The 24,444-nt window shown below is 62.7% G+C and carries 28 protein-coding genes; 15 read left to right on the top strand and 13 right to left on the bottom strand.

Features of this window, described 5'->3' with window-relative positions; genetic code table 11:
• Positions 1-10 precede the first annotated feature (10 nt).
• From fdxA to ACRANW_RS02660, 5 genes are all read left to right on the top strand, one after another.
• Complete coding sequence (gene fdxA, locus ACRANW_RS02680; RefSeq protein ID WP_479433024.1) at positions 11-349, top strand: ferredoxin FdxA; 339 nt, start codon at positions 11-13, stop codon at positions 347-349.
• A 58-nt stretch (positions 350-407) separates the two neighbouring features.
• On the top strand, positions 408-1,205 hold the full coding sequence (locus ACRANW_RS02675; RefSeq protein ID WP_479433023.1) for a YihY/virulence factor BrkB family protein: 798 nt from the start codon (positions 408-410) through the stop codon (positions 1,203-1,205).
• A gap of 222 nt (positions 1,206-1,427) precedes the next feature.
• Positions 1,428-1,961, top strand: coding sequence for a CarD family transcriptional regulator (locus ACRANW_RS02670; protein WP_479433022.1), 534 nt, complete (start codon positions 1,428-1,430; stop codon positions 1,959-1,961).
• Between the two features lie 123 nt (positions 1,962-2,084).
• Positions 2,085-2,888, top strand: a complete 804-nt coding sequence (locus tag ACRANW_RS02665; RefSeq protein WP_479433021.1) for a head GIN domain-containing protein — start codon at positions 2,085-2,087, stop codon at positions 2,886-2,888.
• 40 nt (positions 2,889-2,928) lie between these two features.
• Positions 2,929-3,264: a hypothetical protein gene (locus ACRANW_RS02660; protein ID WP_479433020.1), complete on the top strand. Its 336-nt coding sequence runs from the start codon at positions 2,929-2,931 to the stop codon at positions 3,262-3,264.
• Here ACRANW_RS02660 and ACRANW_RS02655 read toward each other — a convergent pair.
• Positions 3,261-4,193 (bottom strand): L-threonylcarbamoyladenylate synthase, encoded by a 933-nt coding sequence (locus tag ACRANW_RS02655; protein ID WP_479433019.1) that lies wholly within the window; start codon positions 4,191-4,193, stop codon positions 3,261-3,263. The two genes, ACRANW_RS02660 and ACRANW_RS02655, sit on opposite strands and share 4 nt — an antisense overlap.
• 75 nt (positions 4,194-4,268) lie before the next feature.
• On the opposite strand from ACRANW_RS02655, the gene ACRANW_RS02650 reads away from it, so the two are divergent.
• Entirely contained in the window at positions 4,269-6,011 is a 1,743-nt protein-coding gene (locus ACRANW_RS02650; protein ID WP_479433018.1) for an acyl-CoA dehydrogenase, read from the top strand.
• A 1-nt stretch (position 6,012) separates the two neighbouring features.
• A complete protein-coding gene (locus ACRANW_RS02645; RefSeq protein ID WP_479433017.1) occupies positions 6,013-6,828 on the top strand; it encodes a DUF815 domain-containing protein in 816 nt (271 codons plus the stop codon).
• Here ACRANW_RS02645 and ACRANW_RS02640 read toward each other — a convergent pair.
• Positions 6,825-8,303: a PQQ-dependent sugar dehydrogenase gene (locus tag ACRANW_RS02640; protein WP_479433016.1), complete on the bottom strand. Its 1,479-nt coding sequence runs from the start codon at positions 8,301-8,303 to the stop codon at positions 6,825-6,827. The genes ACRANW_RS02645 and ACRANW_RS02640 overlap by 4 nt on opposite strands.
• Before the next feature lie 104 nt (positions 8,304-8,407).
• Here ACRANW_RS02640 and ACRANW_RS02635 point away from each other — a divergent pair, with 104 nt between their 5' ends.
• Both ACRANW_RS02635 and ACRANW_RS02630 read left to right on the top strand, forming a co-directional pair.
• On the top strand, positions 8,408-8,908 hold the full coding sequence (locus tag ACRANW_RS02635; protein WP_479433015.1) for a GAF domain-containing protein: 501 nt from the start codon (positions 8,408-8,410) through the stop codon (positions 8,906-8,908).
• A 125-nt stretch (positions 8,909-9,033) separates the two neighbouring features.
• On the top strand, positions 9,034-9,927 hold the full coding sequence (locus ACRANW_RS02630; protein ID WP_479433014.1) for a hypothetical protein: 894 nt from the start codon (positions 9,034-9,036) through the stop codon (positions 9,925-9,927).
• A gap of 94 nt (positions 9,928-10,021) precedes the next feature.
• On the opposite strand, the gene ACRANW_RS02625 is transcribed toward ACRANW_RS02630, so the two are convergent.
• The 6 genes from ACRANW_RS02625 to ACRANW_RS02600 all read right to left on the bottom strand — a co-directional run bounded on the left by ACRANW_RS02625 (position 10,022) and on the right by ACRANW_RS02600 (position 15,994).
• The gene (locus tag ACRANW_RS02625) at positions 10,022-10,987 is read right to left on the bottom strand and encodes a ParB/RepB/Spo0J family partition protein (protein WP_479433013.1); all 966 of its coding nucleotides are present in this window, start codon (positions 10,985-10,987) and stop codon (positions 10,022-10,024) included.
• Positions 10,984-11,760: a ParA family protein gene (locus ACRANW_RS02620; protein WP_479433012.1), complete on the bottom strand. Its 777-nt coding sequence runs from the start codon at positions 11,758-11,760 to the stop codon at positions 10,984-10,986. The genes ACRANW_RS02625 and ACRANW_RS02620 overlap by 4 nt, the downstream gene beginning before the upstream one ends.
• Positions 11,761-11,841: 81 nt before the next feature.
• On the bottom strand, positions 11,842-12,468 hold the full coding sequence (gene rsmG / locus ACRANW_RS02615; RefSeq protein WP_479433011.1) for a 16S rRNA (guanine(527)-N(7))-methyltransferase RsmG: 627 nt from the start codon (positions 12,466-12,468) through the stop codon (positions 11,842-11,844).
• On the bottom strand, positions 12,465-14,327 hold the full coding sequence (mnmG, locus tag ACRANW_RS02610; protein WP_479433010.1) for a tRNA uridine-5-carboxymethylaminomethyl(34) synthesis enzyme MnmG: 1,863 nt from the start codon (positions 14,325-14,327) through the stop codon (positions 12,465-12,467). Before mnmG ends, rsmG begins: the two co-directional genes overlap by 4 nt.
• Positions 14,328-14,425: 98 nt before the next feature.
• Positions 14,426-15,721: a tRNA uridine-5-carboxymethylaminomethyl(34) synthesis GTPase MnmE gene (gene mnmE / locus ACRANW_RS02605; RefSeq protein ID WP_479433009.1), complete on the bottom strand. Its 1,296-nt coding sequence runs from the start codon at positions 15,719-15,721 to the stop codon at positions 14,426-14,428.
• Positions 15,722-15,727: 6 nt separating this feature from the next.
• The gene (locus tag ACRANW_RS02600; RefSeq protein WP_479433008.1) at positions 15,728-15,994 is read right to left on the bottom strand and encodes a DUF6489 family protein; all 267 of its coding nucleotides are present in this window, start codon (positions 15,992-15,994) and stop codon (positions 15,728-15,730) included.
• 104 nt (positions 15,995-16,098) lie between these two features.
• Here ACRANW_RS02600 and ACRANW_RS02595 point away from each other — a divergent pair, with 104 nt between their 5' ends.
• A complete protein-coding gene (locus ACRANW_RS02595; RefSeq protein WP_479433007.1) occupies positions 16,099-16,797 on the top strand; it encodes a dienelactone hydrolase family protein in 699 nt (232 codons plus the stop codon).
• A complete protein-coding gene (locus ACRANW_RS02590) occupies positions 16,794-17,192 on the top strand; it encodes a nuclear transport factor 2 family protein (protein ID WP_479433006.1) in 399 nt (132 codons plus the stop codon). The genes ACRANW_RS02595 and ACRANW_RS02590 overlap by 4 nt, the downstream gene beginning before the upstream one ends.
• 28 nt (positions 17,193-17,220) lie before the next feature.
• On the opposite strand, the gene ACRANW_RS02585 is transcribed toward ACRANW_RS02590, so the two are convergent.
• From ACRANW_RS02585 to hemE, 5 genes are all read right to left on the bottom strand, one after another.
• Positions 17,221-17,646 carry a BLUF domain-containing protein gene (locus ACRANW_RS02585; RefSeq protein ID WP_479433005.1) on the bottom strand — a complete coding sequence of 142 codons (426 nt, stop codon included), beginning with the start codon at positions 17,644-17,646 and terminating at the stop codon, positions 17,221-17,223.
• Between the two features lie 87 nt (positions 17,647-17,733).
• Positions 17,734-18,135 carry a BLUF domain-containing protein gene (locus ACRANW_RS02580; RefSeq protein WP_479433004.1) on the bottom strand — a complete coding sequence of 134 codons (402 nt, stop codon included), beginning with the start codon at positions 18,133-18,135 and terminating at the stop codon, positions 17,734-17,736.
• 65 nt (positions 18,136-18,200) lie between these two features.
• Positions 18,201-19,466, bottom strand: coding sequence for a transcription termination factor Rho (gene rho, locus ACRANW_RS02575; protein WP_479433003.1), 1,266 nt, complete (start codon positions 19,464-19,466; stop codon positions 18,201-18,203).
• A 225-nt stretch (positions 19,467-19,691) separates the two neighbouring features.
• Positions 19,692-20,135 carry a CopD family protein gene (locus tag ACRANW_RS02570; protein WP_479433002.1) on the bottom strand — a complete coding sequence of 148 codons (444 nt, stop codon included), beginning with the start codon at positions 20,133-20,135 and terminating at the stop codon, positions 19,692-19,694.
• Between the two features lie 10 nt (positions 20,136-20,145).
• The gene (gene hemE, locus ACRANW_RS02565; protein ID WP_479433001.1) at positions 20,146-21,168 is read right to left on the bottom strand and encodes a uroporphyrinogen decarboxylase; all 1,023 of its coding nucleotides are present in this window, start codon (positions 21,166-21,168) and stop codon (positions 20,146-20,148) included.
• A gap of 332 nt (positions 21,169-21,500) precedes the next feature.
• On the opposite strand from hemE, the gene ACRANW_RS02560 reads away from it, so the two are divergent.
• From ACRANW_RS02560 to coaE, 4 genes are read left to right on the top strand one after another with little or no spacing between them, the layout of a single operon-like run.
• Positions 21,501-22,346: a pyruvate, water dikinase regulatory protein gene (locus tag ACRANW_RS02560; protein WP_479433993.1), complete on the top strand. Its 846-nt coding sequence runs from the start codon at positions 21,501-21,503 to the stop codon at positions 22,344-22,346.
• Positions 22,343-22,948, top strand: coding sequence for a Maf family protein (locus ACRANW_RS02555; RefSeq protein ID WP_479433000.1), 606 nt, complete (start codon positions 22,343-22,345; stop codon positions 22,946-22,948). The genes ACRANW_RS02560 and ACRANW_RS02555 overlap by 4 nt, the downstream gene beginning before the upstream one ends.
• The gene (locus tag ACRANW_RS02550) at positions 22,945-23,802 is read left to right on the top strand and encodes a shikimate dehydrogenase family protein (RefSeq protein ID WP_479432999.1); all 858 of its coding nucleotides are present in this window, start codon (positions 22,945-22,947) and stop codon (positions 23,800-23,802) included. Before ACRANW_RS02555 ends, ACRANW_RS02550 begins: the two co-directional genes overlap by 4 nt.
• On the top strand, positions 23,799-24,383 hold the full coding sequence (gene coaE / locus ACRANW_RS02545) for a dephospho-CoA kinase (RefSeq protein WP_479432998.1): 585 nt from the start codon (positions 23,799-23,801) through the stop codon (positions 24,381-24,383). The genes ACRANW_RS02550 and coaE overlap by 4 nt, the downstream gene beginning before the upstream one ends.
• Positions 24,384-24,444: the final 61 nt, after the last annotated feature.

The raw sequence follows: 24,444 nt of genomic DNA, 5'->3' as shown, positions 1-24,444 counted from the left end.
AAGAGCCGCAATGACTTACGTCGTCACCGAAGACTGCATCAAGTGCAAGTACACCGACTGTGTGGAGGTGTGCCCGGTCGATTGCTTCTACGAAGGCGAGAACATGCTGGTGATCAATCCCAGCGAATGCATCGATTGCGGCGTGTGCGAGCCTGAATGCCCGGCCGAGGCGATTTTGCCCGATACCGAAAATGGGCTCGAAAAGTGGCTTGAGCTGAACACGCAGTATTCGGCCGTGTGGCCCAACATCACCAGCCAGAAGGCACCGCCCGAAGACGCCGACGCGCACAAGGGCGAAAAGGGCAAGTTCGAGCTGTATTTCAGCGCTGATCCGGGCGAAGGCGACTAATTCCTCCCGGAACACGCACAAGCCGGGAACACGATCCCTGCGCACCGGTAGAGTGTGTATGCGTTCCCTTGTTGCTACTCTCAAAGCCGGTTGGTCACGCTCGAGCGAGAGCAATACCGGGCTGATCGCCGCGGGCATCGCCTATTACGGTTTTCTGGCACTTGTGCCGATGTTGGCGGCGGCCTTCCTGACCTATGGTCTGGTTGTCGAGCCCGCGACCATTGCAGAACATGGCAGCAGCCTGACGCGCACGCTTCCCGGCGCAGCGGGGGAATTGGTTGCGAGCCAACTCGAAAACATCGCCGCGCGCAACACCGGGGACTCGCGTTTCGGCCTGCTGATCGCCATCGCCTTGGCGCTGTTTGGCGCGCGCGTGGCCGCCGGGGCGCTGATCACTGCGATCAACATAGCGTTCGATGTTGGTGATACGCGCGGCTTTATTGGGTCCAATCTGCTCGCGCTGGTGATCACTGTGGGCGCGGTGCTGGCGCTGGGGCTGATGGCAGGCATCACCACGCTTGTGGCAACCGTGCTGGCAGGCAACGGCGGCGCACTTGCCAGCTATGTGCTGATTGGCCTCGCAGGGTTTGGCGGCGCATTTATCGCTTATCGGGTTGTTCCCAAACACAAGATTGTCGGGCGCAGTGCGGCGCTGCGGGGTAGCGGACTGTTCGCATTGGGATGGCTTGCTGCAAGCGCAGGTTTCGGTTTCTACGCCAGCAATTTCGGCAATTACAACGCCACTTACGGATCGCTGGGCGCGGTCATCGTGTTTCTGACCTGGCTGTGGCTCAGCGCCTTTCTGCTGCTGCTGGGCGCGCATGTTGCCGCCGCCAGCACGCAGGAGCAGGCGTGAAACGCGGGACTCGCAATTTTATTACCGTCATGCTATACGCTTCGCCAACCGCGTAATGCTTTTGGCCTGCGCAGTGACGATAACCAGGAAGGCCGCACACCCCGCAACCCCACTCTCGGACGATTGACAACCCGGTGCATGCATCTCCCGCAAAGGAGATGATCGTCGCCGGGATGATTGTCCCTCTCCCGTTGCTGGGTCGGCTTAAAGAAAGGATCTTGCATGGCAAGCACCGCAAACGCATTTGTCGTCGGCGACTACGTCGTTTATCCCAAGCACGGCGTTGGCCGCGTGATCGAACTGCAGAAGGAAGAAATCGCCGGAATGCAGCTCGAACTTTACGTGCTGCGTTTTGAGAAAGAGCGGATGACGCTCCGTGTGCCAGTCGGCAAGGTCGAAGCGATCGGGATGCGCAAGCTTTCGTCCGACAAGACACTGAAGCAGGCCATGGAAACCCTCAAGGGCAAGCCCAAGGTCAAGCGCACCATGTGGTCGCGCCGCGCGCAGGAATATGAAGCCAAGATCAATTCGGGCGACCTTGTGTCGATTGCCGAAGTGACCCGCGATCTGTTCCGCCCCGAAGACCAGCCGGAACAGTCCTATTCGGAACGCCAGATCTTCGAAGCCGCCTCCAGCCGCCTCGCCCGCGAATTGGCGGCGATGGAAGAGACCGACGAGCCGACCGCGCTGAACAAGATCCTCGACGTGCTGCGCGAACACGCGCCGCAATATTACGATAACGCCGAGGAAGGCTAACGCCTTTGGGGCCATAGAGATCATCAAGGGCTGCCCTGCGGGGCGGCCCTTTTTGTTTGCATGACGCTTGCAGGCCGGCGCGCGGTGTATTATGTGTGCAACACGGTTACAGGGGAGGGTTTCATGATGTCACACACACTTCGCAACGCGCACATCTCTGCGGCGCTGCTGGTCTTTGGTGCAACACTGGCCGGGTGTGAGCCGAATGTGGACATCAACGGGCAGGAAGGCGTGCCCCTCGCCGATATCGAGATAGCAGGCCCGCCGCCGACGGACGTCGTGCTGTCATCGGGCGATACAGTCATCCTGACCACCGGCGATACCTTCACCATCACCGTCGAAGGGGCGAACACCGATAGCCTGCGCTTTGTGCGCGATGCCGAGGTGATCGGCGTGACCCGCGAAAATGGCTGGAGCGGCACAAATGACGCCACAATCCGCATCACCATGCCCCCACCCAAGGACGTTGTGATCGCTGGCAGCGGTACAGTCAGGGCGCAAAGCCTGGCCAGCACGTCGGACATCACGATCGGCGGATCGGGCCTCATCGAATTCGGTACGATTGCCGCGGAAACGCTCGGCATTAATATCGGCGGCAGTGGTACAGTGAGAGGCGCCGGCACAGTCAAGCGTCTGACCGTCAATATCGGCGGCGCGGGCGATATTGAAATGCCATCGCTCAAGGCCGACAGCGCCGAGGTCAACATCGGCGGCACGGGCGATGTCGCCTTTGCTTCGGATGGCGATGTCAACGCGACCATTGCAGGCGCGGGCGATGTCAGGGTTTCGGGCGCTGCGAAATGCACGGTCGAAACCTTTGGCTCGGGCTCGCTCACCTGCTCGCCGGGTAGCGTCAGTGCAACCGCAGCAATACCGGCAGCAGCGCCGGATCCAGACACACTGGTTGCGGGCAAATCCGCAGAATAATATTTGCCTTATCGCAAGAGTCGGGCGACATTATCCCGCCATGCACGCACGTTCTCTTGTGGCTCTCAGCCTCGCTTCGCTCGCTCTGCAGGGCTGTCTTGCCCGTGCGGCGGTGGATGTCGTCACACTACCGGTGAAGGCGGTGAGCCGCGGGGTGGATCTTGCGACCGAGAGCCAGTCCGAAGCCGACGAAAAGCGTGGCCGCGACATCCGCAGGCGTGAAGAACGCCTCGGCAAGCTTGAGCGCGAATACGACCGGCAGGCAGAACGCTGTGCCGATGGCAACGAAAACGCGTGCGATCAGGCGCGAGCGATTCGCGCGGAGATGAAAGCGCTGCTCCCCGGCGTGCCGGTCGAGCCGCAGCGCCGCGATTAAGCCGCCGCCCGCCGCAACCGGTCATTGATGGCGCGGCCGATGCCCTCCATCGGCACCGGAACGACCGCGATGCGCGGGTGCGGGGCAAGCGCAGCTTCGTGCAAGGCGGCGTAGAGGTTCGTGGCGGCCTCGTTGACGTCACCAGTCGCCGAAAGCGTGAAATCGCCCGCAACCGGGCCGAACCCGATCAGAAATTCGTCCCGCTCAGCCATTTGGGCATTGAGGCGCACAGGCTTTCCGGGTGCGTAATGGCTCGCGAGTTGGCCGGGGGCTTCGATACTCGGCGCAGTGCGAGCGGTGCGTGCCAATCGCGGGCCAATCTGGAGCGGGCCGGGACGAAGCTCCTCGACACTGCCGTCGTCACGAACTGCGACGATGGTGGACTCCACCCCCGCCGTGGTGGCGCCGCCGTCAAGCACCATGTCGATCCGCCCGTCGAGTGACGCGAGGACGTGCGTTGCACTTGTCGGGCTGATGAAGCCGCTGCGGTTCGCTGAAGGCGCTGCCAGCGGAAGGTCGACCATTGCCAGCAGCGCGCGCATCACCGGGTGCGCAGGGGCGCGCAAGGCAATAGTCGGCAAGCCCGCTGTCACCGCTGCCGCCAGCCCGGCGTCGGCGCAGACTGGCACCACCAGCGTCAACGGACCGGGCCAATGCGCATCAGCCAGTGCAAGGGCCTCCGGTGCGAAAACGCCGTAGCGCAAAGCCTGCGCCACATCGCGAACATGCACGATCAGCGGATTGAAATCCGGGCGGCCCTTGGCTGCATAAATGCGCGCCACCGCCTTCGCGCTGTCGGCCCGCGCGGCGAGGCCATAGACCGTCTCGGTCGGCACTGCGACCAGCCCGCCCGATTCGAGGATTCGCGCCGCTTTCGCGATCCCCGCGGCGTTGGCCAGCACCACTTCCGTAACGTCCTTGCCGCTCATGGCCCCGGCGCTATATTCAAACCTCAGCCCTGCCAAGAGCGCGAGGGCATTTTGCAACGCAAGGACGCCCCCGACGTGACCCCCTATACCCCGCCCACCGCTGACCAGCTGCTCGCCATCCGCATCAATGCCGGGATTGACGAGTTGGCGCAAAGCGAACGCTTTGCCCATGCCGAGCCCGATCTGGTCGAAGCGATCGTCGAAGGTGTCGGGCAATTCGCCGCCGGGGAATTCGCGCCGCTCAACCGCATCGGGGACAAGCAAGGCGCCAAGCTGGAAAACGGCGTGGTGCGCCTGCCCGAAGGCTTCGACGCGGCCTACAAGGCCTATGTGGCGCAAGGCTGGAATGCCATCGCTTCGCCCGTAGAGCATGGCGGTCAGGGCCTGCCCTTCACGCTGTCATGCAATGTGCTGGAAAACCTTGGCGCGGCCAACATGGCCTTTACTCTGCTGCCGATGCTGAGCGTTGGCGCGATCGAGGCGCTGGAGCATCATGGTTCCAACGACCAGAAGGCCAAGTATCTCCCCAATCTGGTCAGCGGCGCATGGTCGGGCACGATGAACCTGACCGAACCTGCCGCAGGAAGCGATGTCGGCGCGCTGCGTTCAACCGCGGAGCCCATTACCGAAGGACCGCACGCCGGCAAGTACCGGATCACCGGGCAGAAAATCTACATCACCTGGGGCGAGCATGATCTGGCGGATAACATCATCCACCTCGTCCTCGCCCGCCTGCCCGGAGCGCCGGAGGGGACACGCGGCATCAGCCTGTTCCTGGTGCCAAAATATCACGTGAATGATGACGGCAGCCTCGGCCCGCACAATGATCTTCGCTGCGTCAGCCTGGAACACAAGCTGGGCATCAATGCCTCGCCCACCTGCGTGATGAGCTATGGTGACAATGAAGCCTGCGTCGGCGAGTTGGTGGGGCATGAGAACAGAGGCCTCGCCGCGATGTTCACGATGATGAACAATGCCCGCATCAATGTCGGCAATCAGGGCGTGCAGATCGGGGAACGCGCGACGCAGCAGGCGCTCGCCTATGCGCAGGGCCGGGTACAGTCCGCCCGCGCCGGCTCGCCCGACAAAAACCCGGTGGCCATCATCGAACACCCCGATGTGCGCCGCATGATCCTGCGCATGAAGGCGTTGACCGAAGGTGCCCGCGCGCTGTTGTATTACTGCGCCGGACAAGTCGATCGCGGCAATCTGGGCGATGAGGCCGCGAAGGCCCGCGCGGAAATCGTGGTGCCACTGATCAAGGCATGGGGCACCGATATCGGCGTCGAAGTCGCCGGGCTTGGCATCCAGATTCACGGCGGCATGGGCTTTGTTGAAGAAACCGGCGCAGCGCAGCATTGGCGCGATTCGCGCATCGCTCCGATCTATGAAGGCACCAACGGCATTCAGGCGGCGGATCTGGTCACCCGCAAGCTCGGCCTCGATGGCGGCGAAGCGATGGTTTCCCTGTTTGAAACCATCGCACGCGAAGCGGCTGGCGAAACAACACTCGCCGCTCTCGCGCAAGACTGCGCCCATGTTGCGCGCTGGATGCGCGACGAGGCCAGCCTTGATGACCGCTTGGCGGGCAGCGTGCCGTTCTGCACGATGGCCGCGGTCACGGTCGCCGGGTGGCAGCTGATGAAGCAGGCCGAAGCGGTGGCAGCAGGCGCAGCGCCGGAACTCGCCGCAACCAAGCCCGTAACCGTGCGCTTCTTCCTTGATCGGATCGTGCCAGAGGCCGCAGGCCTCAAGGCCGGGGCGGTCGCCGGGGCCGACCTGCTCTACACGCTGCCCGCTGCTGCCCTTGCGGGCTGACATGACACACGCGGCGCTGGAGCGGATCGCCACCGCGCTGGAGCGGCTGGCACCCCCGCCGCCGCCGCCCACCAATTGGCTCAGCGCTCCCGCCTATGTCTGGGAGGGCACGATGGTGCGTGCCGTGCCGGAACTCGATGCCGTGCCGCTTGATCGGCTGCACGGGATCGCGGGCCAGAAAGTCGCGCTGCGCGACTTGTGCGGACGGCTCGCGGCGGGCGCGGCGGCGCATGATGTGTTGCTGTGGGGCGCGCGCGGGATGGGCAAATCGGCGCTGGTGCGCGCCTGCGTGGCCGATGTGCAGCGCGATTCGCCCGAGGCCATTGCGCTTGTGCAGTTAGCGCCCGGCGCGCTGCCGAATGTGTCTGCACTCTTGGCCGAACTGGCGCAGCAACCGCGCGCCTTCCTGCTGTTTATCGACGATCTCGGCTTCGGCGCGGATGGGCGGGAGCAGATGCTCGCCCTGCGTAGCCTGCTCGATGGCGGCGTGGCCCCGCGCCCGCCCCACATCCGCCTTGCCGTGACGGCGAATCGCCGCGCCATTGTGGAGCGCGAGGACACCAGCGCCGCCTTGCATGAACGTGACGAACGCGACGATGCGCTCGCGCTGGCCGACAGGTTCGGCCTGACGCTGGGGTTCCACCCTGCGGACAAGGACACCTATCTGGCGATCTGCGAGGGCTACACCGCGCCGCTCGGCCTGACGGTCGACGCGCAAGAGGCCATGGCCTTTGCGATTGCGCGTGGGAACCGGTCCGGCCGCACCGCGCTGCAATTTGCGACCGAACTGGCGGGCCGTGCGGGGCTGAGGCTCTAATTTGTCTTTTGCCCCGCCTGCTGACGCAGGTAATCCGCCTCGAAATCGGCGCGTGGATCCCGCAGTGCCCGCGGAGGAAGCGGGTCGCCTTGCAGGCGCGCAATCGCCGGGGCCGGTGTGGCCGCAGGCGCACGCACCCGCCAGATGATCCCGGCGGTGTCGTCCGACACCAGCAACGAACCATCGCCTGCCCATTCGACCCAGGTGGGCCGGCCCCGGGTGGTGCCCTCGCCCGTCAGAAACCCGGTCAGCACCGGAACCGGCTTGCCCACCGGATTGCCGAGATCGTCGAAATCCACAAACACGACGTCATAGCCTGACGCCGGCTTGCGGTTCCATGATCCGTGCCGGGCGATGAAGGCGCCGCCGGTAAAGGCGTCCCCCATGAGGTTACCTTCGCTGGAAAACACCATGCCCAACGCAGCAACGTGCGGGCCGAGCGCGAATTCGGGTTTACGGACATATTCCATCAGGAAGCGCGGCATCGGCGTTTCGACGCGGCGGTCGATGTTGGAGCGGTAATAGACCCACGGCCAGCCATATTGCGCGCCGACCGGCACATTGGTGAGGTAGTCCGGCACAAGGTCCGAACCCAGCATGTCGCGTTCGTTCACCGTGGTCCAAAGCTCGCCGGTCCAGGGGCTGAAATCCAGTCCATTGGGATTGCGCAGGCCCGCCGCAAACTGGCGGGCGCGGCCCTGGGCCAGATCATACTCCCAGATCATGGCGCGGCCTTCCTCAACCGCCATCCCCTGATCGCCGATATTGCTAACCGATCCGACCGCGACATAGAGCATATCGCCTGCGGGCGAGAGTTCGACATTGCGCATCCAGTGACCGCCGCCGCCGGGCAGATCCATCAGCTTGCGCGGCGCGCCCCTGACAGCGTCACTGCCCAGTTCATAAGGGAAGGCCAGCAGCGCGTTGTGGTTGGCGACGTAGAGCGTGCCATCCTGCCACGCCATGCCCGATGGCGAATCGAGGCCCTCTTCCAACAGCACTTGCTGCGTCTCGGCGCTGCCATTGCCGTCAGCATCGCGCAACAGCACGATCTGGTTGGCGGATTCGCCCGCAGACCCGGCCTTGGCAAACAGGAACCCTTCAATCCATCCGCGAATCGTGCCCATGATCCCGCTGCTGCCACCAGTTGCAGCAGGCGCGCGGGTCAGCGTCACCAGCATATCGCCATTGGGCAACGCATAGAGCGTGCGTGGGTGATCGAGGCCCTCGGCAAAGCGGACCACTTCCAGCCCATCGGCCGCCGTCGGTACCTCGCCAGCCTTCCAACCCACCGGCTCGGCAATCTGGACGGTCGGGACAGTTTGCGCGTCGCCTTCCTGCAAGACAGGGTCGGTGCCGGCAACCTCATCAACCGTAAGATCAGCGGTATCCCCGCGGGTCAGAGCGAACAGCGCGATCCCCGCCACCACGATGATGAGGACAAGAGCGATTGCGATTTTGCGAAAAAGAGCCATGTGACGCGAGATAAAGCCCGGCCGCCGATGCGGCAACTGATTAAGCGAGGGATCTAGCGCCCGATCGAGCAGTGGGGCGATCCGACGAAAGGCCTGTGTCAAAGATGTATGATTTCAAACCCGGCGCCGCGACGTCTTCGGAAGGCCTTTATCGCGATCTGGTGAGCGCCGCTGATGCGCTGACAGCGGGGGAGCCGGACGCGGTGGCCAATATGGCGAACGTCGCTGCGCTGTTGTGGGAGTTCCTGCCCGATCTGAACTGGGCGGGTTTTTACCGGGTTGGCCCATCAAAATCAGGTGGCGCGGAAGAACTGGTACTCGGGCCGTTTGTGGGCCGCCCCGCCTGTATCCGCATCCCCTTTGGCACAGGCGTGTGCGGCACGGCGGCGCAAAGCGGCGCGGCGCAATGCGTGGCCGATGTGCACGCCTTCCCCGGCCACATCGCCTGCGACGCCGCGAGCCAGTCGGAATTGGTGGTTCCCGTTCTGCGCAACGGCATCGTGATTGCCGTAATTGACCTCGACAGCCCCTCCCCCGCCCGCTTCACGGCTGAGGACGTGGCCGGTGTCGCGGCGCTGGCCGCGCTATTGGCTGACCGAATCTGACACAACCCAAGGGAGAGCTTCCCGAAACGGGACAGCGCCGACAGCGCCGCTTTGGCGCGCGGGCGAGTCAGTGGTAAGCTTTTGCTAACCATCAGCCCTCTGGCTGACTCAGGGGGACATTGCCCATGTTGACGCTTTCACCAACTCTCACCCTCGCCGCCTTGGCTCTTGCGCTTCCGGCAGCGGTGCAGGCGCAGAATTACGCGGATCTCCCGCCGCTGACACCGATGACGCAAGACGAGATGCGCAGCCTTCCGGCCGAATATCGCACAGCGCCCACGGCCATTCAGGCCGAGGAAGTGGTGACGGATGTCAACGGGGTCGAAACCATCACCCGCACCCGGCGGATTGATGTGCCCCGCCCGCTTCCGGCAGCACCCGCCGGGCCGCAACAAGGCTATGCCCAGCCAATGGGCTATGCGCCCGGCTACGCCGCTGCCTATGGTCCCGCCTATGCCCCCGCTTATGGCGGCTCGCCCGCCGTGTTTGAGCGTGACCAGTGGATCGACGAATGCCGCCGCCGTACCCGGGGCCAGAACAGGGATGACACCGGGCTTATCATCGGCGGCTTATTGGGCGCAATCGCGGGCGGTTTTGCGGGTTATGAAATCGCCGGCGTTGGTGACCGCGTGCTGGGAACGGTGCTCGGCGTGGGCGGTGGTGGCCTGATTGGCGGGCTGATCGGCAGCCTGTTCGGCGGAGACAAGGACAAGAACCGTTACGATTGCGAAGCCGCGCTCGATAGCTACTTGTCCACCTACGGCGCGCCCGGCCCCCGCATTGCGAGCCGCGAGATCGGCTATGCCCCGCCGGCCTATGGTTATGGCTATCCCGCCGGTTACAGCTATGGTTACAGCTACGCGCCGCCCGCGCAGACAGTGCTGGTGCCTGTGCGCAGCGAAGTCCAACAGCAGGTGGTGGTGCGCGAAACCGAGCGTTACGAAACCTATGCGGTCCCTGGTGCCACACGCTCAATCCCGGCCCAACGCCCTTCGCCAAAGATGATCAAGAACCGCTGAGACTTCGCGCCCTTACCGGGTGAAATACAAAAGCCCCGCGAGATCCAGCGATCTTGCGGGGCTTTTTGTGCGCTAGCATTGCAGCAGCCTGCGGTCAGAACTCGCCGCCCGTCAGCCGCTGACACACCAGATCCAGTTGATCGAGCGTGGTGTAGCGAATCGTGATCGTCCCCTTGCGTGGATCGCCTTCGGGCTTGATCTTCACAGTGAGCCCGAGGAACTCCTCAAGATGCTGCTGGACCGCAAGAATATCCGCATTTTCCGGCGTTTGATGCGGAGCAGAGGTCGGACTGGCAGCGCGCTTGGCCGACTTTCGCGTCAGCACTTCCATGTCACGCACCGACAAACCCTCGTCCACTGCGACCTGCGCCAATTGCACCGCATCGTCGCGGCCAATCAGCGCGCGCGCATGGCCGGGCGTCAGTTTGCCCTGTTCGATCAGGTCCAGCACTGGCTCCGGCAACACCATCAGCCGCATCATGTTGGCGACATGGCTGCGGGATTTCTCGACCATCTTGGCAATGTCGGCCTGGATCATGCCTTCATCTTCGGACAGGCGGTTATAGGCCCGCGCCTCTTCGACCGGGTTCAGATCTTCGCGCTGCAGATTCTCAATCAGCGCCAGCGCCATGACCTCACGGTCGGAAAGCGTGCGGACCAGCGCCGGGATTTCATGCAACCGCGCCTTTTGCGCCGCCCGCCAGCGTCGCTCACCCGCGACCAGCTGATAGCCATCGCCATGGGGGTGCGGACGGACGATGATCGGCTGAATCACCCCGCGCGAGGCGATCGACGCGGCTAGTTCGTCAAGCGCATCTTCATCGAAATACTTGCGCGGGTTGCCCGGTAGCGGCTTGATCGTGGCGAGCGCCAGCATCCGCAGGGCTGTACCTCCCGAGGATGCAGTTTCACCGGCGGGTGTATCATCGCGCCGAACCAGCGGCTCCTCCCGCCGGGTTTCGCCCAGCAAGGCGCCCAGTCCGCGCCCCAAGCGCCGCGGCTTGTCATCGCTGCGAGCATTCATCGCGATTTCAGCGGGTTGAGTGACATTATCGGTCATGCGGCCTGTCTTTCTGCGGGAAATCGCCCGATCAATTCGCGGGCCAGCGCCATATAGGCGCGGCTGCCGGTGCAATGCTGGTCATAGATCAGCGCGGGAAGTCCGTGGCTCGGCGCTTCGGACAAGCGGACATTGCGGGGGATCACGGTCTCGAACACAAGATTCCCGAGGCAATCACGCACATCGTCCGACACCTGATCGGTCAGGCGATTGCGCCGGTCATACATGGTCAGCGCAATGCCAATGATCCCGAGATCAGCATTGAAACGCTGCTGAACCTGATCAACTGTCTGCAACAACTGGCTTAGCCCCTCCAGCGCAAAAAATTCGCATTGCAGCGGCACCAAAAGGGTATCAGCCGCGCACAATGCGTTCAACGTCAACAGGCCGAGCGACGGCGGACAATCGATAAAGCAGATGTCGTGGCCCGTGTAATGCGCGAGCGCCTTGTCCAGACGATGCGTGCGCCCCTCCACCGCGACAAGCTCGATCTCCGCGCCTGACAGGTCAACGGTGGCGGGCACCAGATCGAGCCGCGGAATGCTGGTCGGCACAATCGCTGATGCGAGCGCGACCTGGTCCACCAACAGATCATAACTGGACACTTCGCGCGCGGCCGCGTGGACGCCGAGCCCAGTCGAGGCGTTACCTTGGGGATCAAGATCGATCAGCAGCGTGCGCCACCCGGTGGCCGCCATCGCGGTCGCGATGTTGATCGCGGTCGTGGTTTTTCCCACCCCGCCCTTCTGATTGGCGATCGCGATTATGAACATGGTGAGGTCAGCATGGTGTTCTGCGTCCTTCCCGTGCGCGGATTGCCGGAGATCCCGGCGCATCTTCGCATGTTTCGCGTCTCAGGCCTTCACGATGATCCCGGCCTCGGGATCGGTCAAGGAATGTTTCACGTGAAACATTGCCCGAACCGACGGTTTGAGCGTTGCCAACTCTTGCACTGCCGAGCGCCCCTTGGGCAAGACATAGGCGGTGCGCCTTGTGGAGAACGGTTCGGACAGGCTCAGCAATTTGACCAGAGGCGCAAAGGCACGGGCGGAAATCGCCCGCGCTTCAAAGGGCGCAACCCGCTCGAGACGCTGACCTTCCACCCGGCACTTGCGCAGATCGAGCGCCACGATCACGCTTTCAAGAAATTCGACCCGTCGTGCACGCGATTCCACCAGCACCACCGGCATATTGGGGCAGATCGCGGCGATCACGATGCCGGGAAAGCCGGGCCCGCTCCCCAGATCAAGCCACGGCCCACCGGCATTCGCGCCCAATGTTTCACGTGAAACATTTTCCAGCAGTTGCGCCGAGTCAGCAATATGCCGCTGCCAGAGCATCGGTTCGGAAGCCTTGGCAATCAGGTTTTGCTTCTGGTTCTCTTCAAGGACCAGCGCGGCAAACGCATCAAGCCGCGCCATGCCCTCGGCATCGGTCAGTGCGGCAACATAGGCGCGTGCTTCGGTCTCGTTGGTGATCATGCCGCGCGCTGTCCATTGGACACGCGGCGCGCATGGACGAGCAATGCCGAAAGCGCCGCCGGCGTCACTCCTGGCACCCGGCCCGCTGCCGCCAAGGTGCCAGGGGCCGCCTTGCTCAATCGCTCGATCATCTCGTTGGAGAGACCAGGCACGTCGGCGTAAGGAAAATCGGGTGTCAGCGCGACGGCCTCACTGGCGCGCAAATCACGAAGCTCGGAATCCTGCCGTGCCAAATAAGGCGCATAAGCCGCATCCTCTGCCATTTCCTCCGCCAACAAGGGATCGAGCGCCGTTACATCGCCCAACCACGGCGCGAGCGCATCTGGTGTAACCCCGTCATAGCGCAGCCATTCGCTGATCGGTTTTTCCCCATGATCGCGCCTCACCGGCAGGCCGAGATCGGCCAAATCGCGCGCGTGGAGCATGTGCGAATGTTTCACGTGAAACATTTTGCGCACCGCCTCGCGTGTCTCCCACCACACACGGCGCTCGATGCCGACACATCCCGCCGCGATACCCAACGCGGTCAGACGTGTTGCGGCATTGTTGGCGCGCAGACGCAGGCGGTATTCAGCGCGGGCAGTCAGCATCCGGTAGGGTTCGGACACACCTTGCAATGTCAAATCGTCGACCATCACTGCTATGTAGGAATTGGCGCGATCCAGCGGTGGTGCCTGCTTACCCAGCGCCGCAGCGGCAGCTTCAAGTCCCGCAACCAAGCCCTGCGCTGCGGCTTCCTCGTAACCGGTGGTGCCATTGATTTGCCCTGCGCAATACAATCCGGGAATGGCGCGCAGCTGCAGATCCGGCGTCAGGGCGCGCGGATCGACATGGTCATATTCCACGGCATAGCCCGGCTGAACGATTTCGGCCCGCTCGCACCCGGGCATGGTGCGAACAACCAGTGCCTGCACGTCCACCGGAAGGGAGGTGCTGATGCCGTTGGGATAGACCATGTGCGTATCCAGACCCTCGGGCTCGAGGAACACCTGATGGCCTTCCCGGTCGCCAAAGCGGTGAATCTTGTCCTCGATCGAGGGACAATAACGCGGCCCCGCCGCTCCAATCGCGCCGGAAAACAGCGGCGACCGGTGAAGATTGGCGCGGATCGCGTCATGCCCCGCCTGCGTCGTGCGGGTCATCGCACAGAACACCTGGGGATTGACCCGGCGCTGAGACAGCGCCGACATGGTCCATGTCTCGTCGTCCGAGCGTTGTTCGTCCAGCACCGCCCAATTGATCGTGCGCCCGTCAAGTCGCGGCGGCGTGCCGGTCTTGAGCCGCGCCATGGGCAGATCAGCGCCGCGCAGTTGCTGGGCCAATCGCTTGGCTGTGTCCTCACCGACCCTGCCGCCTTCAAACCGCTCCTCACCGCGAAACAGGACACCGCCAAGGAAAGTGCCGGTGCAAAGGATCACCCGGTCGGCGTGAAGTATCGTGCCATCCGCCAGTTCCAACCCGGCGACACTGGCACCTTGAAGCACCAGAGCGGCGGCCTCACCCTGCACCAGCGTCAGGTTCGCCTGCCCGCGCACAATGCGCTGAACTGCAGCCTTGAAGCGGGTCCGGTCCGCCTGCACCCGCGGGCCCCAGACAGCGCTCCCCTTGGACCGGTTGAGCATCCGGTAATGGATTGCACCAGCATCCGCCGCGCGGCCGATAACCCCATCAAGCGCATCAACCTCGCGCACGAGATGCCCCTTGCCCAGACCCCCAATCGCCGGATTACAGCTCATCGCACCGATCATATCGAGGTCAAAGCTCACCAGCGCCGTGCGCGCACCCATCCGGGCCGAAGCACAGGCCGCTTCAACCCCGGCATGGCCACCGCCGATAACAATGACATCGAAGGACTGCATGACCGCGCAGATAGGCGGCGCGTGAGGGATCGTCAAAGCGGATTTGGTGGAGGCTCACCGGCCGAATGTTTCACGTGAAACATTTTACGGTGCCGCGCTCACTTGCCGATACAGAACCGGCCGAACAGCGTGTCGAGCATGTCTTCCGTGGTTGCGCGCCCGATTAGGCGATCGAACGCCAAACGCGCCAGGCGAAGCTCCTCTGCCACTAGCAAGGGATCGTGTCGTGACCCTGCTGTCTCCAGCGCCGCACGTGCCTCTGCAAGGCGTTCATGCTGGCGGGCGTTCAACGCCGCTTCGCCGGGCTTCGGCATCGCGTTGCGCGCAAAATCAACAAGGGCGGATTTGAGCGCAGCGACCCCCTCCCCCGTGGCCGCCGACAGCGTGAATTGTGGTGCGGTCTTGGCGATAAAACCTGCATGATCGCACTGCGCCGCGATCTCCCAGGCGCCCTCTGGCCCATGGCCTTCAGGTCCCAACCACAGAACAAGATCGGCCTGGCCCAGTGCGTTTCGGGCCCGATCAATCCCGATAGCCTCGATTTGGTCCAGTCCCGCTGCATCCTTAGCTGCTCGCAGACCGGCCGTATCCACAAAGGTGAACGGCGCACCGCCAATGGCCACAGCGCGCTCAATCACATCCCGGGTTGTCCCCGCAATCGGTGAGGTTATCGCCGCCTCGCTTTCCACCAGCGCATTGAACAGGGTCGATTTGCCGGCATTGGGCGGCCCGGCCAGCACCACACGGAACCCGTCTTTCAGCCGGTCCGAGCGTGGGCGGGCGAGCCACGCCGCGATCTCCTCAGCAAGCGTGGCAATGTTCCCCATGAAACCTACGGGCAGGCCGGCCGAATCTTCCTCGTCCGAAAAATCAAGCACGCCCTCGATTTCCGCCGACAGACCCAGTGCGCGCTCCCGCCAGGCTTCCACCTGCCGCGACAACGCCCCGCCCAGATTGGCGAGCGCCGCTGCGCGCTGCAATTCGGTCTCGGCGGTCAGAAGATCGCCCAGGCCCTCCGCTTCAGCCAGATCGATCCGGCCATTGGCAAAGGCGCGGCGCGTGAATTCGCCCGGTTCCGCACGGCGCAGAGCGGGCAGCGCCGCCAGCGCGGTTTCCACCGCCGCGATCACCGCACGGCCCCCGTGGCAGTGAAACTCGGCCAGATCCTCGCCTGTTGCCGTGTTCGGACCGGGAAACCACAGCACCAGTGCCTCGTCGAGCAGCGCGCCCTCGCCGTCCCGCAGCTTCGCCAGCGATGCACGACGGGGTGGTGGGATCCACCCGGCCAAGGCCATCAAGGCGCTGCCTGCGTTCGACCCGGACACGCGGATCACCGCAACACCGGCCGGCGGTGCGCCGCTCGATAGCGCAAAAATCGTGGGCGATGCGGTCATCAAAAGTTATTCGGAAGAGCCCTTCGGACCCTCAGCCCCGCGCTGTGCAGCCTTCATTCCACCTTCAACGAAGCTTTGAAACAGTTTCAGCCCCACCTGCCCCATCGGCGCCAGGGCCGACGCATATTCCTGCAATTGCTCCGGGTTTGAGACTCCGCGCATCGCCTTGGTGATGTTGTCGATATAAACCGAATTGGCGGCGCTCACATCGGGCAGGCCCATGGAGCTACGGGCCTCTTCGGGCGTGCATTCGATTTCGATATTGATCTTCATGGGATCCCTCTCCTGTGCCGGTGCGCCTGCCTCATTTGGGCTTGGCAGGCGTGCAAGGCAAGCGATAGGACAAGGCCAACCCTGCGAACACCCGGAGAGAGACCATGAGCCTCAACGAAACCATTGCCACGCTCGACGCCGATTCCCGCTTCGGCGCCTATGTCGCCCGCCCCAACGGTACGCCGCGCGCCGCGATCATCGTCATTCAGGAAATCTTCGGGGTGAATCCGGGCATTCGGAGCAAGTGCGACAAGATCGCCGCTGAAGGATACCTCGCGGTCGCGCCCGATCTGTTCTGGCGACTTCAGCCCGAAGTTACGCTCGATCCCGATGTCGAAAGCGAATTCGAAACCGCGCTCGATCTGATGGGTAAATTTAACCAGGATGCCGGGATCCGCGATATCGAGGCGACCATCCACCACGTCCGTCACTCGCTGGACGTCGCGAAGGTCGGCTGTGTCGGATATTGCCTCGGTGGACGGCTTGCGTACATGACGGCGGCGCGCACCGATATCGACGCTTCGGTGGGCTATTACGGCGTGGGGATCGACGGGCTGCTCCATGAAAAGCACGCGATCGCCAACCCCTTGATGCTGCATATTCCCACCGCCGACGGATTTGTTTCACGTGAAACACAGGCGGCCATGCATGAAGGCCTGGACGATCATCCCAAGGTGACGCTGCACGATTACGAGGGGCTAGACCACGGTTTTGCCACCGAAACCGGCAAGCGTCGCAGCGAAGAAGCTGCGACATTAGCCGACAGCCGCACTGCGGCGTTTTTCCGCGCAAACCTTGGATGAGCACGCACACAGGCCTTAGCCGCTGGCATGATTACATGCGGCGGGGGAACGATCCGGCGGTGCTGGCCGATTTGTTGGCCGAAGATGCCGTTTTCCACTCCCCGGTGGTCCATACCCCCCAAGCCGGAAAGGCAGTGGTAATGGCCTACCTCGTCGCAGCAGCGAAAGTGTTGGGGAATGATTCGTTCCGCTATGTTGGCGAACTGGTGGACGGCGACGACGCGATGCTCGAATTCACCACCGAGATTGACGGGATCGCCATCAACGGCGTCGACATCATCCGCTTCGATACACAAGACCGGATCGTGGAATTCAAGGTAATGGTGCGTCCCCTGAAAGCGGTCAACAAAGTCTGGGAGGTCATGGCCGGGCAACTGGCAGCGACGGCCGACTAGGCATAGCATTAGGCACGGCGGTACGGTTTCAGACCCGGATCATACGCCGCCGGGTGAGCCGTTCCTGCTCCGCTTGAAAAAAAGTGCGCATGGCGGCTTCGACATAGGCTGGAACCGGCCCACAGGCCTCTCGCGCGATCGCTTCGAGCGCATCGGCGAAACAGGCGTCCTCTAAACAGCGCATCCGCCAGGCACCGAAGATCGGTGCGGGAATGGATCTTTCATCAATGATCTGCACCCCGCCATGCCGTACATCACGGCGGATCTTTTCAAAGGTAGCCGATAACGAGAAGGCCTCGCCTTCCAGCACCTGCAGGAAGCGATCCTCCACGAACAACAGAAATCCACTCAGCCCCTGCCGTTCGTTCGCAACGCGGGCATGATAGACAAGCCGGAACAGCTCCGCCCGGTCCATGTCTGGCGCTGCTTTGCTGTGATAGATGATCCTGCGCATTGCCCATTCCTCCATGCTGCAGCGTGAGGAATAGAGCGTCGCATCATATCAGATCGTATCACCGGCCTGCGGGATTGTACGGAGAGACTAGTTCAGCACCGCGAAATTGACGATCATCTTGCGCAGTTCAGGGTCCAGAGCCTCTGGCAAATCGCGCTCCAGCATGTCCCGCCGGCTTTCGATGCTCTCAGCGATAATCACCCGCTTCATCGCCCAGTCAGGACAGGTGCGTGTTGCAATGCCCCGCCGATCAAGCACGGAAACGCCGCTGTGGCGCGGATCAGCGGTGATCGTTGCCATCAACCCGGCCACCGCCGCTTCTTCGCCTTCGAGCAGCTGGAGGAAGTTGCGGCCGTTGAACAGCAGCAGACCCGTGATGCCGCGCGCGGGATTGTTGCGGGCGCTGGCAGAGAGGATTGCGTCCACTTCCTCACGCGGCAAGGTCGGCGCGGTGCTGATATAGAGATATTGGCTAAGCACGTTTCCCATCCCTTTTGGTCAGTTTTCCTGACCACTTTTCCGGGCTGACCCCAAAGCCCGCATTGCTTTCTATCTTATTGATTCATCGTCGCAAAGAAGTCCTCGTTGGTCTTGGAATCCTTCATCTTGTCGAGCAGGAATTCCATCGAATCTACGGTGCCCATCTGCATCAGGATGCGGCGCAGCACCCACATCTTGGACATCTTGTCCTTGTCCACCAGCAGCTCTTCCTTGCGGGTACCGGACTTGCCCACGTCCAGTGCCGGGAAGATGCGCTTGTCCGAAACCTTGCGATCGAGCACAATTTCCGAGTTGCCGGTGCCTTTGAACTCTTCAAAGATCACTTCGTCCATCCGACTGCCGGTGTCGATCAATGCCGTGGCAATGATCGAGAGCGATCCGCCCTCCTCAATGTTGCGCGCTGCACCAAAGAACCGCTTGGGGCGCTGCAAAGCATTGGCATCGACACCGCCGGTCAACACCTTGCCCGATGACGGGACCACAGTGTTGTAAGCGCGGCCCAGACGCGTGATCGAATCGAGCAGGATCACCACGTCACGCTTGTGCTCGACCAGACGCTTGGCCTTTTCGATGACCATTTCAGCGACTTGCACGTGGCGATTGGCAGGCTCGTCAAAGGTCGAGGAGATCACCTCGCCCTTCACGCTGCGCTGCATGTCGGTGACTTCCTCGGGTCGTTCGTCGACCAGCAGGACGATCAGGAACACCTCAGGGTGGTTGTCAGTGATTGCCTTGGCGATGTTCTGCAGAAGCACGGTCTTACCCGTGCGCGGCGGAGCAACGATCAAGGCGCGCTGGCCCTTGCCCTGCGGCGCGATGATATCAATCACGCGGGCGCTTTTGTCCTTTACTGTCGGATCGAGCGTATCGAGCGTCAGCTTCTGTTCGGGATAAAGCGGCGTCAGGTTATCGAAGTTGGTGCGCAGGCGGACCGCGTCGGGATCGTCGAAATTGACCTTGGCCAGCGTGGTCAGCGCAAAATAGCGTTCGCCTTCGCGCGGCGCGCGGATTTCGCCTTCGACTGTATCGCCCGTGCGCAGGCCCCAGCGACGGACCTGATTGGGCGAGATGTAAATATCATCGGGGCCAGCAAGGTAGTTCGCCTCGGGCGAGCGCAGGAAGCCGAAGCCGTCCTGCAGCACCTCGATGGTGCCGATGCCCATGATCTTTTCTTCGTATTCTTCGTCCTCGGCCAGTTCGCGCAGAATGCTGAACAGCAGATCCTGGCGGCGCATGGTCGAAGCGCCTTCGACGCCCAGTTCTTCCGCCATCGCGACCAATTCGGCCGGGGTCTTTCGCTTGAGGTCTTTGAGATGCATGTGTCGTGTTTTCCGAAAGTCTTAGAGTGGCCGGATGGTCAGTACCGCCGTGTCGGGCAGCGCCCCTGTAGCAGGGCTGGGCTTGGAGAAAGCAGACCGTGTGCGGAGCCTCGAGTGGGCTCTGCTATCCGGGTGGATGATCAGGACGTAGTGCCGTGCGCGCAGTTGGTCAATCTGCGAATGCGCGGCACGAATATGGGCGCAAACAGCGCCGCAAAAACGGGTTCAGAACGGTTTGAGATAGACCAGCACCACGATCAGTACGAGCAGGATCCCGGGCACCTCCCCAATCATCCGCAGCGTCTTTTCCGAAAGCGGACGCTCCCCGCGGGCCATTTTCTTGGTCTTCCCCACCAGCCAGCCATGATAGCCTGTCAGCACCAGAACCAGCGCCAGCTTGGCGTGGAGCCAGCCAAAGGCGAAATGACCGCCAGCATAAGCGAGGCTGAGCCCCAGCACCCAGACAATGATCATGCTGGGCGTCAGGATGATGCTGCGCAGCTTGCCCATCCGGGTGGCCCACTTTTCCTCCCCCGGCGAACCGGGCAGATGATCGAGCATGTAGATGCACTGCCGCGGCAGCATGAACAGCCCCGCCAGCCAGAACACCATGAAGATCACATGGCCTGCTTTCAGGAACTGATAGATCGAGAGCAGGAGTTCTTGCATCAGATCAACCTCAACCGGGATTTCTCAGGGCAGCCAACAATTCTTCGACATGCGCAATCGGGGTGAATTGTCCGATCCCGTGGCCAAGGTTGAAGACATGCGGACGATCTTCAAACGCCGCCGTAATCGTCTTGACCCGCGCCGCGACCGCCGGACCACCGGCTTCGAGCAGCAGGGGATCGAAATTGCCCTGCACCGGCATACCGGCCGGCAGATGGGCGTGCGCCCAAGCGGGATCGAGCGTCTCATCCAAGCCCACGGCATCCACGCCCGTTTCACGGGCATAAGCGGGGAGCTTCGCACCCGAACCCTTGGGGAAGCCGATCACGGGCGTATCGGGGTGGCTTTCCTTGAGCTTGGCCGTGATCGCCGCATTGGGCGCGACCACCCACTTTTCGAACTGGTCAGGCGCGAGGCTTCCGGCCCAGCTATCGAACAACTGCACGGCTTCGGCGCCGGCATCGATCTGGCCGCGCAGGTAAGTAACCGAAACCTCGATAATCGCGTCGATGATCGCCTGCATGTGCGCCGGATCCCGGTAGGCGAGCAGCCGCGCCGGGCCTTGATCCTTCGAACCTTCGCCGGCGACCATGTAAGTCGCGACCGTCCAGGGGCTTCCCGCAAAGCCCAGCATCGTCACATCCGGCCCGATCAGCGCGCGGGTGCGGCGCACGGTTTCATAGACCGGATCGAAGCGATCGAATGCCGGGGTGAACGAATCGAGCGAGACTTCCAGTAGCGTCGGCGCCAGATGCGGGCCTTCGCCGGCGGCAAAGGTCAGCCCCTGCCCCATCGCGTGCGGCACGATCAGGATATCGGAAAACAGGATCGCACCATCAAAACCAAACCGACGGATCGGCTGGACGGTGATTTCAGCAGCGGCTTCGCTGTCGTAAACCAGCGCGAGGAAGCCGCCCTTTTCGGCGCGAAGTTCCCTGTATTCAGGCAGATAGCGCCCCGCTTGGCGCATCAGCCACACGGGAGCAACGTCCTGACGGACACCTTTGAGCGTATCGAGAAGTGGACCGGGCATAGGGTTCCTTAGAACAAAACAAATCAAATTATAAAGGATTGATGGAGTCTGTTGGGCCTGTGGATAGTGGGAATTACCGGCCCTTGCCCGATTACCCCCAGCCTTCCCGGCCGCGCCAGTCCCCTTCGAATCCGCAACGATTGGACGTCAAGCGCGCTTTATCCCCACTCTTCCCAGCCTGTCGACAAAACTTGTTCCCTGTGCGCAAATACCCCGGTCAAAAGGCCGATAGCGGGCATGAAAACTCATCCTCAGCTTGTGAGTCCTCTTCTCCCGTGGTTTATGCGCGGCTCTGTCCACAGGCCCCTGTGGCGAAACTGCGACCAGGGATGATGAACTCGCTCAACCTTCACCTTGTATCGGATTCGACCGGCGAGACGTTGGAAATGATCGCCAAGGCGGCGCTGGCGCAATTTGATAATCCGGCGGTGAACCGCCATTTTTGGCCGATGGTGCGCTCGTTGCAGCATCTTGACCGGATCGTGCCCGATCTGGCGGCGCATCCCGGCTTGGTATTGTATACGCTGGTGAATCCCGAAACCCGCAAGCGGCTGGAGGAGCATTGTCGCCATTTGGGGCTACCCGCAGTGCCGGTGCTCGATCAGGTGACCGCATCGCTCGAAGCACAGCTGGGACAGGAGGCGCATGGTCGCCCCGGCCGTCAACACACGATGGACGAAGACTATTTCAAGCGGGTGGATGCGATTCAGTACACCATCGCGCATGATGACGGGCTTGCTCACGAGGATTGGGAGGAGGCCGATATCATGCTGGTGGGCGTGTCGCGATCATCCAAAACCCCGACCAGCATCTATCTGGCCAATCGCGGCTACAAAGTCGCCAATATCCCGCTGGTGGTGGAAAGTCCGCCGCCATCGGCGCTTTACAGGTTGCGGCACCCGCTGGTGGTAGGGCTGACGACGTCTCCAGAACGATTGGTGCAGATCCGCCGCAACCGTTTGTTATCGTTGAATGAGGCGACCGAAACCGCCTATGTCAACAATGACTTCGTCAAGGCCGAGCTGCAGTTTGCGCGCCGGATGTTTGCCGATAATGGCTGGCCGGTGATCGACGTCACCCGTCGCTCGATTGAGGAAACGGCCGCCGCGATCATCCGGCTCGCGCAAGAGCGTGAGCGCAAGCCTGCGAGCGAAGGCGGAGTGGGTAAGCCGATATGACCAAAACGCTGATCCTCGCCAGCAAATCTGCCTCGCGCCGGGCCATGCTCGATGCCGCCGGGGTGGCCTATCAAAGCATTCCCGCCGATATTGACGAGCGCGCGATCGAAGCCGGGCTTGCGGGCGCAGGGCCCTTCGAGGTGGCTGAAGCGCTGGCTGTTGCCAAGGCAGCGGCGGTCGCGCTGTTGTACCCGCAAACGCTTGTTCTGGGATCGGATTCGCTGGTGGTGTGTGCAGGGCGCCGGTTTGACAAGCCGCGCACGGAGGAAGACGCGGCCGAGCATCTGCGTTTTTTCTCCGGCAAGGTGATGGAGCTGCACAGCGCCGCCGCCCTGGTCCGGGCAGACGGTTTGGAGGCCGGGTGCCCGTGGAGCCACGCCAGCATTGCGCACCTTCATGTGCGTGTTCTGTCGGAAGACTTTATCGCGCATTATCTGACGCTTGAGTGGCCCGCGATCAGCCATACCGTCGGCGCGTTCCGGATCGAAGGGCCAGGGGTGCAGTTGTTCGACCGGATTGAGGGTGACCAATTCACCGTGCTCGGGATGCCGCTGATCCCTCTGCTTGACGCTTTGCGTGAGGAAGGGATGTTGCTGGCATGACCCGGCCCTATGCCGAAGTGATTGGCGACCCGATTGCGCAATCCAAGTCCCCGGCGATCCATGGCTTCTGGCTGGAGAAACTGGGAATCGCTGCGGATTATCGCGCCTGTCATGTGCCGCCCGGCGCGCTGGCCGATTACCTTGCGGTGCGGCGTGCCGATCCCCTGTGGCGCGGGTGCAACGTCACCATGCCGCACAAACAGGCGATCATGCCGTTGCTCGATCAAGTCGACCCGACTGCGAAGGGAATCGGCGCGGTCAACACGGTGCTGCCGGAGGCCAAAGGCGATCAGGCAGGCTTCAACACCGATGCAAGCGGGTTTTTGGAGCCGCTTGCGCCCACTCTGGCAGAGACGCACTATTACCGCATGGCCCGTATCATGGGCACCGGCGGCGCAGCGCGTGCAATCATCACCGCGTTGGCCGACAAGGGCTTCACACTGGTGGTGGCGGGCCGCGATCCGGGCAAGGCACGCGCCTTGCTCGAAGAACTGGCGCCCAAGGGTGAGCATCACGCGATTGATCTTGCCCACTTTGCCGATCCCACCGACTTTGCTTTCGATGATCGCGAAGGGTGCTGCGATCTTGTGATCAACGCTTCGTCGCTGGGAATGCAGGGGCAGCCTCCGCTCGCCTTCGATTGGAGCCACGCCCCGCCCGGCAGCATCGCCTATGACATCATCACTGCTCCGCTCGATACGCCCTTCCTGCAAGGCGCGCAGGCGAAGGGCTTTCGCACCATCGATGGGCTGTCCATGCTGATCGGGCAGGCAGCGGTCGCCTTCGCACGGTTCTTCGGTGAGCCCGCTCCGCGCGAACACGATGCCGAATTGCGCGCGATCCTCACAGCATGACCAAACCCAAGATCATCGGCCTCACCGGCTCGATCGGCATGGGCAAATCCACGGTCGCCGCCATGTTCACTGACGCCGGGATCCCGGTCTTCGATGCCGATGCCGAGGTCCGCCGGCTTCAGGGGCCGGGCGGTGACCTTGTGCCCGCCATCGAAGCGGCCTTCCCCGGATCGACCGGGCCGGACGGGGTCGACCGCGAGCGGCTGGGCCAGCAGGTCTTTGCCGACAAGGCGGCGCTGGCGCGGCTTGAAGCCATCGTCCACCCTGCCGTGGCCGCACGGCGCACCGCCTTCCTTGAAGCCCATCATGACAAGCGCGCCGTGGTGTTCGACATTCCGCTGCTGTTCGAACGCGGCGGGCACGAGGCGGTTGATCTGATCCTTGTCGTCTCCGCGCCCGAACCCGTCCAGCGCGCCCGCGTGCTCGCCCGCCCCGGTATGACGCCCGAAAAGTTCGCGCATATCTTCGACCTGCAACTCCATGACTCACACAAACGCACGCGCGCGCATCACGTGATCGACACCGGCACCAGCCTCGAAGACACCCGCGCTCAAGTGGCCGGATTGATTGCGTCCCTATGATTGCGCCATTTTGATGGAATGCGCCCCTTGCAAGTGCCGGGACTTGGGCAGATAGTCGATC

This window comes from Erythrobacter sp. 'gip.4 top 5' (assembly GCF_056495765.1).
This window is presented reverse-complemented; position numbering and strand designations above follow the sequence as displayed.